This is a genomic window from Amycolatopsis sp. SID8362, from assembly GCF_010550475.1.
GTDB lineage: Bacteria > Actinomycetota > Actinomycetes > Mycobacteriales > Pseudonocardiaceae > Amycolatopsis > Amycolatopsis eburnea.
The window spans coordinates 1-10,912 of the sequence record NZ_JAAGNB010001053.1; the positions used below are offsets into that span (position 1 = coordinate 1).

Annotated in this window: 13 protein-coding genes and 2 pseudogenes; 6 read left to right on the forward strand and 9 right to left on the reverse strand. The window is 72.4% G+C overall.

Annotation, left to right across the window (positions count from 1 at the left end):
* Both G3I65_RS32625 and G3I65_RS32630 read left to right on the forward strand, forming a co-directional pair.
* Positions 1–289, forward strand: a pseudogene (locus tag G3I65_RS32625) (MFS transporter); the annotation flags it as partial.
* Between the two features lie 45 nt (positions 290–334).
* Positions 335–814: a hypothetical protein gene (locus G3I65_RS32630; protein ID WP_160699505.1), complete on the forward strand. Its 480-nt coding sequence runs from the start codon at positions 335–337 to the stop codon at positions 812–814.
* Here G3I65_RS32630 and G3I65_RS32635 read toward each other — a convergent pair.
* The 3 genes from G3I65_RS32635 to pheA all read right to left on the reverse strand — a co-directional run bounded on the left by G3I65_RS32635 (position 811) and on the right by pheA (position 3,104).
* Positions 811–1,458 carry a DUF4232 domain-containing protein gene (locus tag G3I65_RS32635; protein ID WP_166640861.1) on the reverse strand — a complete coding sequence of 216 codons (648 nt, stop codon included), beginning with the start codon at positions 1,456–1,458 and terminating at the stop codon, positions 811–813. The genes G3I65_RS32630 and G3I65_RS32635 overlap by 4 nt on opposite strands.
* Before the next feature lie 123 nt (positions 1,459–1,581).
* Positions 1,582–2,199, reverse strand: coding sequence for a histidine phosphatase family protein (locus G3I65_RS32640; RefSeq protein WP_160699506.1), 618 nt, complete (start codon positions 2,197–2,199; stop codon positions 1,582–1,584).
* Positions 2,196–3,104 carry a prephenate dehydratase gene (gene pheA / locus G3I65_RS32645; protein WP_160699507.1) on the reverse strand — a complete coding sequence of 303 codons (909 nt, stop codon included), beginning with the start codon at positions 3,102–3,104 and terminating at the stop codon, positions 2,196–2,198. Before pheA ends, G3I65_RS32640 begins: the two co-directional genes overlap by 4 nt.
* 99 nt (positions 3,105–3,203) lie before the next feature.
* Here pheA and G3I65_RS32650 point away from each other — a divergent pair, with 99 nt between their 5' ends.
* From G3I65_RS32650 to G3I65_RS56610, 3 genes are all read left to right on the forward strand, one after another.
* The gene (locus G3I65_RS32650; RefSeq protein ID WP_160699508.1) at positions 3,204–3,824 is read left to right on the forward strand and encodes a macro domain-containing protein; all 621 of its coding nucleotides are present in this window, start codon (positions 3,204–3,206) and stop codon (positions 3,822–3,824) included.
* 115 nt (positions 3,825–3,939) lie between these two features.
* Entirely contained in the window at positions 3,940–4,872 is a 933-nt protein-coding gene (gene coaA / locus G3I65_RS32655) for a type I pantothenate kinase (RefSeq protein ID WP_160699509.1), read from the forward strand.
* Positions 4,873–5,037: 165 nt separating this feature from the next.
* Entirely contained in the window at positions 5,038–5,193 is a 156-nt protein-coding gene (locus G3I65_RS56610) for a hypothetical protein (RefSeq protein WP_166640863.1), read from the forward strand.
* 3 nt (positions 5,194–5,196) lie between these two features.
* Here G3I65_RS56610 and G3I65_RS32660 read toward each other — a convergent pair whose 3' ends face one another.
* The 3 genes from G3I65_RS32660 to G3I65_RS32670 form a co-directional block, all read right to left on the reverse strand.
* Positions 5,197–6,705 (reverse strand): hypothetical protein, encoded by a 1,509-nt coding sequence (locus G3I65_RS32660; protein ID WP_160699510.1) that lies wholly within the window; start codon positions 6,703–6,705, stop codon positions 5,197–5,199.
* A gap of 247 nt (positions 6,706–6,952) precedes the next feature.
* A complete protein-coding gene (locus G3I65_RS32665) occupies positions 6,953–8,269 on the reverse strand; it encodes a hypothetical protein (RefSeq protein WP_345944096.1) in 1,317 nt (438 codons plus the stop codon).
* An 88-nt stretch (positions 8,270–8,357) separates the two neighbouring features.
* The gene (locus G3I65_RS32670) at positions 8,358–9,278 is read right to left on the reverse strand and encodes a nitrate- and nitrite sensing domain-containing protein (protein ID WP_160699511.1); all 921 of its coding nucleotides are present in this window, start codon (positions 9,276–9,278) and stop codon (positions 8,358–8,360) included.
* A 133-nt stretch (positions 9,279–9,411) separates the two neighbouring features.
* Here G3I65_RS32670 and G3I65_RS32675 point away from each other — a divergent pair, with 133 nt between their 5' ends.
* The gene (locus G3I65_RS32675) at positions 9,412–9,729 is read left to right on the forward strand and encodes a nucleotide pyrophosphohydrolase (protein WP_160699512.1); all 318 of its coding nucleotides are present in this window, start codon (positions 9,412–9,414) and stop codon (positions 9,727–9,729) included.
* Here the strand turns inward: G3I65_RS32675 and G3I65_RS32680 are convergent.
* The 3 genes and pseudogenes from G3I65_RS32680 to G3I65_RS32690 all read right to left on the reverse strand — a co-directional run.
* Positions 9,726–10,028 (reverse strand): DUF3024 domain-containing protein, encoded by a 303-nt coding sequence (locus tag G3I65_RS32680; protein ID WP_160699513.1) that lies wholly within the window; start codon positions 10,026–10,028, stop codon positions 9,726–9,728. The genes G3I65_RS32675 and G3I65_RS32680 overlap by 4 nt on opposite strands.
* Before the next feature lie 23 nt (positions 10,029–10,051).
* Entirely contained in the window at positions 10,052–10,603 is a 552-nt protein-coding gene (locus tag G3I65_RS32685) for an AAA family ATPase (protein ID WP_160699514.1), read from the reverse strand.
* Between the two features lie 10 nt (positions 10,604–10,613).
* A pseudogene (locus G3I65_RS32690) lies at positions 10,614–10,912 on the reverse strand (3'-5' exonuclease); the annotation flags it as partial.

The following is a 10,912-nucleotide window of genomic DNA, read 5'->3' on the forward strand; positions in this document are numbered from 1 at the left end:
CGTCGTCGCGGTGAACGTCGTGCTCGCGACCGCGCGCCACACCCTCGTGCCGGGCGAGCTGCTCGGCCGGGTGCTCGGCGTGTGGCGCACGGTCGTCTGGGGCGCGATCCCGCTCGGCGCCCTGCTCGGCGGGGTGCTGACCGGGGCGCTCGGGTCGGCCGCGCGGACGTTCGCCGTGTCCGGTGTGGCCATGCTGGTGATCGCCGTGTTCGCGTTCGGGGCGCTGCGGCGCTTCCCGCTCGGTGACGAATCGGACTCAGCCACGGCGCTGGTGCACCAGGATCCGTGATTTTGAGCTGAAATAGCTCCTCACCCAGGTGGTGAGGAGGCGACCATGCGCACCGTGGACACCGGGACCGGCACCGACGCCGAGCCCGACTTCGAGGAGTCCTCGGCCGGGTCCGGCGAGCCCGCCGCACCGCAGCCGTCACGCCGGCTGCTGGTGCTCAGCGCGGTCGCCGGGTTCGTGCTCGGCAGCTGCGTGCTCGGGCTGCTCTGGGGGCTGTCCGGGGTGCACGCCGGCGCGCTCGACGACGCCGTCGCGGCGTGCCAGGCGCTCGACCGGGTGGGCGAGCTGCCCGACACGAGCCGGGACGCGCAGCCGTCGCTGACGCCGGGCCTCAGCGCGGAACGGCTGCAGCGGATGACGGCGGCCCGCGCGCTGTCCGCGGCCGCCGCCCAGGTGAACGCCAACTACCAGCCGCTGGCCGACCACATCGACGGCGTCAGCCGGATGGTGCTCAGCCTGCACTTCAACGACATCTCCGGACAACGGCACCTGACCGAGGCGAAGGAGATCTGCGGCCGCATCTAGGCGGGGTGGACCGTCTTCACCGCGAGCTGGTTGCCGGGGATCTTCGTGCTCGCGCAGCCCGTGCCCTCGGCCGCCACGAAGTTCGACGCCGTCTCCTGCGGCAGGTAGATCCGCAGGCCCTTCACCGCGGTCGGCTGGCAGGTGCCCGGGTCGAAGTTCTGCACGTTGACGAACTGGATGTCGGCGACCGCGGTCTGGCCGGGGTTCAGCTTGACCGCGTTGCCCTTGGTGCCTTCGCGGAAGGCGTCCTTGCCGACCTGGTGCCCGTCCGCGCCGGCCACGTAGGAAACGCCGGGGAACCCCTGGATGCTGCACGGCTTCGAACTCGAGTTGGTGATCCGCAGCGGCCGGTAGACCGACCCGGCGCCAGCGTCCCCTTGGCCGAGCGCGAGCTTGACGTCCCCGGCCTTGCAGAGCCCGTTGTCCGCGGGCTGGGCGACCGCCGGCGGCGTCGCCGGCGTCGAGCTGCTGCTCGGGCTCGACGTGGCCGTGGTGACGGTGGTGGAGGTCGGCGACGCCGAGGTCGACGGCGTCGAGGTGCTCGCCGCGGGGGTGGCCCCGCCGCCCCCGCAGGCGGAAAGCGCGAAAACGCCCGCCGAAGCCGCGACCACCGGCAGCAACCGTGAAAGCTTCGTCCGAACCATGTCAATCGCCTCCCTGGTGTGGTGCTACTGGGTAGACGTACGGATCTCCGGCAGGTTGGTTCGCACCGTTAATTCCCCACCAAACGTGTTCTAAACGTGACGGGATCACACGTTCGTGGCGGGCTACAGCGGGGTGTCGACCCAGGTCAGGCAGTGCCAGGCCCCGTCCGGCCGGGCTTCCAGCTCGACCAGGCCGGTGTTCGGGATCAGCGCCGCGTTGGCGACGTCGGCGTGGACGTTCGGCGCCAGCCACTCGCCGGCCAGCCGGATCGCGCCGCCGTGGCAGACCAGCGCGACGACGCCGTCCGGGTCGGCCTGCTCGTGCTTGGCCCGCAGCGCGCCGACCGCGTCGAGCATCCGGGTGCGCACGCTGGTGCCGCTCTCGCCGCCGGGCAGCGACGGCTCCAGCTCGCCGAGGGTCCAGCGCCGGACCGTCTCCATGTAGACCCGGATCGAGGCGTGGTCGGTCGCGCCCTCCAGCTCGCCCGCGACGACCTCGTGCACGCCGTCGACGACCTGCACGTCCAGCGCGAACCGGGCGGCCAGCGGCGCCGCGGTCTGCTGGGCGCGGGTCGCCTGCGACGCGTAGACCGCGACCAGCGGCTCGCCCTCGAGCCGCACCGCCAGCTGGTCGGCCTGCCGCCGGCCGAGATCCGTCAGCGGCGGCCCGGGCAGGGCGGTGTCGAGCGCGCCGCGGACGTTCCCGTCGGTTTGCCCGTGGCGGATGAGCAGCAGCCTCACGCGAGCTCCCCCTTGCGGACCGCGTCCGCCCACACCGCCGCTTCGACGAAGTCGTCGTTGCCGGCGCCGGCCTCGATCGTGGAGCGGGTGCCGTCCGCACGCGGGTGCGAGCCGAGGAACCGCAGGTTGCGGCAGTGCCGGCGCAGCGCGGTCAGCGCGTCGAGGATCCGCGGCTCGGCCACGTGGCCCTCGAAGTCGATGAAGAAGCGGTACTCGCCGAAGTTGCTGCGCGTCGGGCGGGCGTCGAGCCGGGTCAGGTTGATCCCGCGGTCGGCCAGCGCGGTGAGCAGCTCGGCGAGCGTGCCGGTGCGGTTGACGGCCGCGGCGACCACCGACGTCCGGTCCGCGCCCGTCGGCTCCGGCAGCTCGCCCGGCGGGCGGACCAGCAGGAACCGCGTGGCCGCGTCGCCGACGTCGGCGACCTCGGTGGCCAGCACCGCCAGGTCGTAGTGCTCGGCCGCGACCGGCGCACAGACCGCCGCGTCGAACTCGCCGTCCAGCACGCCGACCGCGGCGGCGGACGTCGACGACGACGCCACCGGGTGCGCGTCCGGGAGGTTCGCTTCGAGCCACTCGCGGACCTGCGCCAGCGCGTGCGGGTGGCTCGCGACGGTCCGGATCTCGCCGCCGCCGTGCCGGGTCAGCACGCTGAAGTGGATCGGCAGGATGGCTTCGGCGACGGCGACCAGCGGCGTCGACTCGCTGAGCGCGTCGAGCGTCGCGGGCACCACGCCCTCGACCGAGTTCTCGATGGGCACGCAGGCGGCGTCCGCCCCGCCCTCGCGGACGGTCGTGAGCGCCTGCCGCACGGTCTCGACCGGAATCAGTTCTTCGCCGGGGGCGAGGGCCCGCGCGGCCTGTTCGGTGAAGGTCCCCCGGGGGCCGAAGTATGCGATCCGTGACACAGAGCCCAGGTTACGGGCTGGCGGGGTGGCGACTTTCACTCGGACAGCCGGTACGCGAACCGGTTACGCCGGGTGGCGTTTTTTGCGATGCTGGGGTGCGTGACCGCCGACTCCGGCACGCACACCGGCCGCGGGGACGCACACCCGCCGGTCTCCCCTCGGACCCCCGAGCTGGTGCTGTGCGCCGTCGATGAACCACTCGCCACCGCCTGGACCGCCGCCGTGGAAAAGCTGCCGGGCCGGGTCCGGGTGCACCGCGGGTCGGTGCTCGACGTCGTCGCGCAGGCCGTGGTCAGCCCGGCCAACTCCTACGGCTGGATGCGCGGCGGCATCGACGCGGTCTACGCGCGGGCGTTCCCCGAGGTGGAGCAGCGCGTCCGCAGCGCTGTCCTGGCCTTCCACGGCGGCGAGCTGCCGATCGGCGAGGCCGTAGTGGTGCCGACCGGCGAGGCCGAGCCGGCCTGGCTGATCAGCGCGCCGACCATGCGCGAGCCCGGTGAGCTGCTGCCCGCCGACACCGTCCACCCCTACCTCGCCGCCCGCGCGGTGTTCCTCCAGTGGCGCGACGGGCAGCTCGACGACGGGCCGGTGCGCGAGCACGTCGGCACCATCGCGATGCCGGGCCTGGGCACCGGCGTGGGCGGCGTCGCCCCGGCGACGTGCGCCCGTCAGGTCGCGGCCGCGTGGGACGAGGTCTTCGGGAACCGTTACCCCCGGTAACCCCTGAAAGTCAGGGGGTGGACTACATCACAGCGCGTTCACCCGTCGTAAGCCCTACCGTTAATCACGCAGGTGAAACGTGCGCCAGTGCAGGCGACGGCCGGAGGAGTGTGCGATGACCCGGGTCCGCGAACTCAGCCCGTATGTCGAGCTGCACCGGGAACAGTGGAAAGAACTGCGCAGTTCGACGCCGTTGCCGTTGACCGGGGCCGAGCTGCTGCGGCTGCGCGGGCTCGGCGAGCAGGTCGACCTGGCCGAGGTCGCCGACGTCTACCTGCCGCTCTCCCGCCTGATCAACCTGCAGGTCGCCGCGCGCCAGCGGCTCTACGAAGCGACGACGACGTTCCTCGGTGACGACTCCCGCGGCACGAAGGTCCCGTTCGTGATCGGCATCGCGGGCAGCGTGGCGGTCGGCAAGTCGACCACCGCCCGCATCCTGCGCACGCTGCTCGCCCGCTGGCCGGACCACCCCCGCGTCGACCTGGTCACCACCGACGGCTTCCTGTACCCGCGCGCCGAGCTGATGCGGCGCGGGATCATGCACCGCAAGGGCTTCCCCGAGAGCTACGACCGCCGCGCGCTGCTGCGGTTCGTGACCGACGTCAAGTCGGGGGCCGAGCGCGTCGCCGCGCCGGTGTACTCGCACCTGGCCTACGACATCCTGCCCGGTCAGGAGCAGGTGGTGCAGCAGCCGGACATCCTCATCGTCGAAGGCCTGAACGTGCTGCAGCCGGGGCCGCGGCTGATGGTGTCCGACCTCTTCGACTTCTCGATCTACGTCGACGCGCACACCGACGACATCGAACGTTGGTACATCGAGCGGTTCCTGGAGCTGCGGCACACGGCGTTCGCGGACCCGGCGTCGCACTTCCACCACTTCGCCGGCCTGCCGGACGACGAGGCCCGCGCCGAGGCGAAGCACCTGTGGCGGTCGATCAACGAGCCGAACCTGATGGAGAACATCAAGCCGACCCGGCCGCGGGCGACGCTCGTGCTGCGCAAGGACTGCGATCACGCGATCAACCGCGTCCGCCTGCGCAAGCTCTGATTCGTCACCCACACGCGCACCATTCCCACGCTGAGCCCCGAAACACCGGCCGATCGGCCGAGGGGAGGCACCGAGGCCTAACCGGTTGGCCGATACCGGCCGCCCGTTCGGAAAGCGACCCTGAAGGAGTCAGGAAACGGCTCTGAGCTGGGGAGGAGGCCCACGATGTTCACCATGATCCTCACGTGGGTCGGTGCGGTGCTCGGTCTGGCGTTGCTGATCGCGATGGCCGCCGGAACGTTCGTCGTGGACTTCGACGACCGGCTCCAGGAGCGCCGCCGGAAGGCGAAGCCCGCCGAGCCGGCGGGCCCCCTCCCGTAGTCGTCAGAGTTCGCCGAGCGCCTCGACGTAGGCGTCCGGGTCGTACTCCAGCGTTTCGCCGTCCACCAGGCTGCCCTCGAGCGCGTCGATCAGCTGCTCGAAGATCTCGTCGCGGTCCAGCTCGCCCTCCTGCAGGCGCTCCACGGTCTGCCAGACGTCCGCGGGCTCGTCGTCCCACAGCTGGTCGACGATGGTCGCGCGCAGGATCAGCCGCTGCTCTTCCTCGTCTTCGTCGGCTTCGGCGATGACGAGCGCCCGGCGCTGCTCGGGGTCGGTGGGGTCGAGGTCGACCTCTTCGTCGTCGATCTCCGTGGTCAGCGACGGCACGGCGAACATCCGGCGCTCCAGCGCGTCGGCCAGTTCGCTCGGCGACAGGTCCCCGACGCCGCCGAAGTAGCGCTCCAGCGGGGAGTCGTCCTCGTCGGCGTACTCGCTGAGGTAGTCGGCGACGGCCTCGTCGAGCGCCGCGACCGCGGTCTCGGTCAGCCCGGCCCGCTCCGCGGTCCACTGCACCCAGGCCAGCACGACCGGCTCGACGGCTTCCTCGTGGTCGGCGTCGAGCTCGTACTCCTCGCCCAGCAGGCCTTCGAGGAAGCGCGCGATCTTCTCCGGGCCGACGCGCAGCGGGTTCGCCGGGTCGGTGCGCAGCCCGTGCTCCAGCAGCAGGCGCCCGAGCGAGCGGGCGGCGTCGGCGTCTTCCCCGCTCGCCGCGACGAACTGCTCGACGACCGCGGCCCGCTCGGTCTCGGACCAGACGGCCACCTCGGGCACCAGCGCGGGCTCCGGCAGCGCGCGGCACCAGGTGAGCGCGACCGCGTGGAAGCGCGCGTAGTCCTCGCTGACGTCGGCGTCCTCGAGGTGGTCGGTCGCGGCGAGGCCGTCCGCGATCAGGCGGTGCGCCTCGGCAGGCTCGACCGCTTCGAAGACGACCAGCTCCGGGTCGGCTTCGGCCTGCTCGCGCATTTCGCCGAGGACGTCGGCGGGCTGCTCGATCACGACGAGGTCCCGCACCCGGCCGCCCTCGGTGAAGTCGAGGAGCGCGAGCAGGCCGTACGCCTCGCCGCCGTGGGAGAAGACGCAGAGCAGGGAGTTCTCGTCGCCGTAGACGTCGCCGGTCCGCCAGCACTCGCCGGCGCGCACGCGGCCCAGCTCGCTGGCCCACGTCGGCGCCGGGATGCCCCGGCCGAGCACGACCTGCAGGCCGTCTTCGGCGGCCTTGCGCTCGACGTCGGTCTCGGCGACGACCTTCAGCGCGGCCAGCAGCGCGGCGGCGCCCGGGGTGATCTTGCGCTGTGCGAAGGCGATCAGCTCCAGGCCGAGCGACTCTTCACCGTCCTCGACGGGTACGTCGTGGAACTGGCCGAGCACCTCGGAGGCGAGCAGCTCGACGTCGACCGGCGCGGGCTCGGCACCCAGCGCCGAGAAGTCGTTCAGGACGTCCTTGAACAGGCCGGTCACGCTGTGGGTGACGGGCTGCGGCTGCCTCTTGCGGGCACGACTCACCGGGCTCATGGACTCATGTTTTCATGCACGCTTTTCGGGGGGTCCGGGTGGCGGAGCCCCCGGCCCGGGCCGGAGGCCCGGTTGTCACAGTCCGCGAGCCGGTCGCGGTGGCCCTGGCGCGGGTCCCGCCGCGTGCTCGACGGGGAGGCGCCGAGCGGGGCGACGGGACAGGGCCACCGCGACTTCTCTGGCCAGGGCGTCGCCACCGTGGCGGGCTCGCGGTGTCCCGGTGCACGTGCACACCGGTTCACGTCGGTCAACGAGGTGTGCGCGGGGAGGTTACGGCTTTGGGCAAAGCGATTCGCGCGGCCCGGATTTCCGTGATCAGGCGGGTTTTCCGGCGGTGGGTTTCCCCCAGCGCGGCGAGGTAAGCGGTGAATTCGTCCGCGGTCCCGGCGCGCTTGTGCAAGCCGCGCAACGACTTCAGCCGGCGCGCGGCTTCCTGGTAGGCCTGCGGGTCCTTGCGCTCGATGAGTTCCTCGACGTGCTCGCGGAAGACCGGGATGGTCTCGGCCGGGTGGTCGGCGGCGCGCAGCTCGGCCAGTTCGAGCTTCAGCTCCGGCGACGCCCCGAACCGCACGCAGGCGCGCCAGGCTTCGTCGGGACGGCCGTCGTCGAGCAGGACGCGGACCAGCTCGTCGGCGCCGCCTTCCGCCGCGCGTTCGCGCAGGGTCGCCAGCGCTTCCCGGCGCTGCGCCGTCCACTTGCCCGCGGCCTGCGCGGCTTCGCGCAGCGCGGCGAACGTCTCGCGGTCCGGCCGCGCGTCGAAGTCCTTGCGTCGGCGGGAAGTCTCGTCGTCCGGCTGCGGTGGCGGCTGCTTGTCGTGGGTGAGCGCGCGGGCGGCGTGCGCGATGGCTTCGCTGTGCCGTCCCGCGGCCCGCAGCACCCGGACGATCTTGAGGCTGACGTCGACGCGCGGCGGCTTGGCCGAGAGGATCGCGACCAGCTCGTCGACGTCGCCGAGGACCTCGGCCAGCTGTTCCCGCAGCCGTTCGGCCACGTCCCGGCGGTGGCCGGAGCCGTTGGCCGCGAGCACGTCGTCCACGTGGGACTTGATCAGCTTGAGCCCGCGTTCCCCCAGCGCGGCCGCGAAGTCGGCGAGGTCGATCGCCGGCCAGCCGGGGCCGTCGAACTCGACCTCGACGATCCAGCCGGCCAGCTTCTCCGGGTCCGGCGGCCGGGCGGCGCACGCGCGGGCGTACAGCTCGACGGCCCGCTCCAGCCGTTCGCCGAGGTCGCCGGTGTGGTCGCCCGACTGCTCCAGCACTTCGCTGATGTCGTCGACCGTGCGCCGGGCCAGCGGGGCCAGGTCGGCGCGGCTGCCGGCGTCGAGCATCCGCTGCAGCGTGTCCAGCACGGCACCGATCTTCGCGGTGTATTCGACGTTCCCGTCGGTCACGGCGGTGTCGAGCAGGCGGTGCGCCTCGCTGACGTCACCGGATTGGGTCGCCGCGCGCAGTTCGAGCGAATGCCGCAACTCAGGGTCACGCTCGGCTTGGGCATGCAGCAGGTCCGCCAGCGTCTCCGCGTCCAAAGTGCGCAGGTAGGGGCGAAGATCCGAGTGGGGACTCACGCGCACCAGTCTGCCCGAGGCCGTCGAGTGCGCGTGTGGGCCAACCGCGTGCTCTTTTCGGAGTAACGCATGACTCTCGGTGAGGACCTCATTGGCGGCGCAAGTCGTCGAGCACGGCTTTCAGCGGCCACGGCTCCGGCACCTTCGGCCGTCGTGACCGTGCGTGGCGAGGCCGAGGGATGGCCGAGCGCACGGTGGGCACCATGATCGGCACGACCGGCACCGGCACCCGCGCCACGAGCCGCCGCACGACGATCAGCAGCAGCACCGCGCACAGCAGCAGCGCGGTCCCCGCGGAGAGCGCGCCGGCGAGCGTGCGGCGGCCGTCGTCGAGCGTGAGCTGCACGGCGTACTGGCTCTGCTGGGTGTAAAGCCGGCCGAGCTGCTCGGAAACGGTGTAGGCGGCGCTGCGCCACGTGGACTCGGGCACGGGCAGGGGTTCGGCGGCGGCGAACGCGTCTTCGGCGGCGGCCAGCCTGCTCCAGTCGGCGCTGCGGATGAGCGACTCGTACGCCGTCCGGCCACTGTCGGTGAGCTGCGGCGCGACCCGCGTCAGCCCGGCCCGGTAGGCGGCGACGGCGAGGGCGTACGGCCGCCGCGTGACGCCGTCGAGCCCGGCCAGCGCGAGGGAATCGGCGCGGTCCATGCCTTCGGCGACGGAAAGCAGCTCGACGGCGGTCGTCTGCTGGTAGGCCGATTCGGCGTCCGGCGCGCGGCGGACGTAGTCGCGCAGCCCGGCGATGGCGGTGTCGATCCGCTGGGTGTAGCCGGCGTACGCGGCGGTCCGCTGCTCCGGCGCGGCCATCGCCGCGCTCCGCTGCGCCTGCAACGCGACCACGGACCGGGCCGTCCGGTCCGCCGCCGTCGCCGTCTCCACGGCGAGGTCGCGCGTGCGAAGCGCTTGGTGGACCAGGAAAGCCGTGATGACGACCGCCACCACGACGAGGGCGGTGCCGGGGATGAGCGCGATGCCCAGCATGCGGCCGCGGACGGATCGCAGGTACTTCAAGACGTTCCTTTCCCGGCCCTGGTCCCCGCAAACATCCCGACGAAGTTCAACCTATTGAGTGAGAGATTCACCGGTCAACGCCAATCCGCCATACGGCCGTTAGCGCACCGTGACGGCCAGGCACAATCGCCGCGTGACCTTCGACGACGTGACCCAGCGCCTGCGCGGCTTCGCGGCCGCCCGGGCGTGGGAGCCGTTCCACACGCCCAAAAACCTCGTGATGGCGCTGTCCGGCGAGGTGGGCGAACTGACCTCGCTGTTCCAGTGGCTGACCCCGGAGGAGTCCGACGCGTGGCGCGACGACCCGGAGCTGGCGGCCAAGGTGCTCGACGAGATCGCGGACGTCACGCTGTACCTGCTGCAGCTGGCGGACCGCCTCGGCGTCGACCTGCCGGCCGCGGCGCACGCGAAGATCGACCGCAACGAGGTCCGCTTCCCGCCGCCCGTCTAGTCCCGCTCGCACCGCCGTTCGATCTCAGCCAGCAACGGCGGCGGCGTGCTGGCCACGGGCGCGTCCGGGTGCGCCAGCCACTCCCCGTCCGAGTCCGCCCAGAACACCGACCAGATCCCGAATTCGTCGACGCGCAGCTGCGCGATCTCCCGCTCGGTCCCGTCCCGCAGCTCGAAGATGGTGACGGCCCGCCCCCGCGTCCGGCACTCGACCCGCACCTGGTCACGCAGGTGTCCGGGCACGCGCCGGGCACACCAGCGCTCGATCTGCCGCAGCGCGAATTCCGGGATGCCCGCCATGCCGACCAGTGAACCGGACCGCTTCACCGCCCGCGCAGGTGGGCGACAACGGCGCCGTAGGTCTCCTCCGGCGCCCGCCCGCCGGTTTCGACGACGACGCACCCGGGCCGCTGCGGCAGGTAGGCGGTGAGCTGGTCGTGGATCCGCTCGACCATGGCGACGCCACCCCGCTCGTTCACGACGTCGTCGACCCCCTTGGTCGCGGCATCCCCCTGCGCGGCCCGCGCGGCGAACCGCGCCGTGGCGACGGGCTTCCCGGCGGTGAGCAGGATTTCCCGGTACTCGGCCCCGCACTCCTCGGCAACGCGTTCGAAGGCCTCGACGTCGACAACGCGGGTGGCGAGCTGCGGCATGACGACGTCGTGCCCGGTCTTCAGGTGCGTCTCGGCCATCGCCCGGGTGAGCAGTTGCGCGGCGCGGAAGGTCTCGAAGAAGGTCTCCCGCCACCCCCCGATGAGGCAGACGACCCGATCAGTGTCGAGGTTCAGCACCCCGGGATGCCGCTCGGCGTAGACCTGCGCGATCGTGGACTTCCCGATCCCGGACGGCCCGTTCAAGTGGATCAGCTTCGGCACCACCCCGACGTTAGCGCGGCGCGGGCTCGGCGAGCCACCAGCCACCGAGCAGGGCACCGACCCCGAGGACGGCGAAGAAGATCCCAGCGGCCAGCGGTGTTCCCGCGAACATGCCGACGACGATGAAGAACATCAGCAGCAGCCCGACGCCCATCAGGATCCGCCCGCCGACCAGCTTCGGCGTCCGGGTCGCGGCCGCGACCGGTCGTGCGGGCGGGGGCGGTGGTGGCGGCGGCTCGAAGCCGAGCGCGACCGGTGCCGAGTGGACGTCGAGCACGACCGCGCCCAGCTCGCCGGCCCTGGCCAGGC

Coding starts and splice junctions, on each gene's coding strand:
- G3I65_RS32630 (WP_160699505.1), top strand. CDS start 335: ATGCGCACCGTGGACACCGGGACCGGCACCGACGCCGAGCCCGACTTC.
- G3I65_RS32635 (WP_166640861.1), bottom strand. CDS start 1,458: ATGGTTCGGACGAAGCTTTCACGGTTGCTGCCGGTGGTCGCGGCTTCG.
- coaA (WP_160699509.1), top strand. CDS start 3,940: ATGACCCGGGTCCGCGAACTCAGCCCGTATGTCGAGCTGCACCGGGAA.
- G3I65_RS56610 (WP_166640863.1), top strand. CDS start 5,038: ATGTTCACCATGATCCTCACGTGGGTCGGTGCGGTGCTCGGTCTGGCG.
- G3I65_RS32660 (WP_160699510.1), bottom strand. CDS start 6,705: ATGAGCCCGGTGAGTCGTGCCCGCAAGAGGCAGCCGCAGCCCGTCACC.
- G3I65_RS32680 (WP_160699513.1), bottom strand. CDS start 10,028: ATGGCGGGCATCCCGGAATTCGCGCTGCGGCAGATCGAGCGCTGGTGT.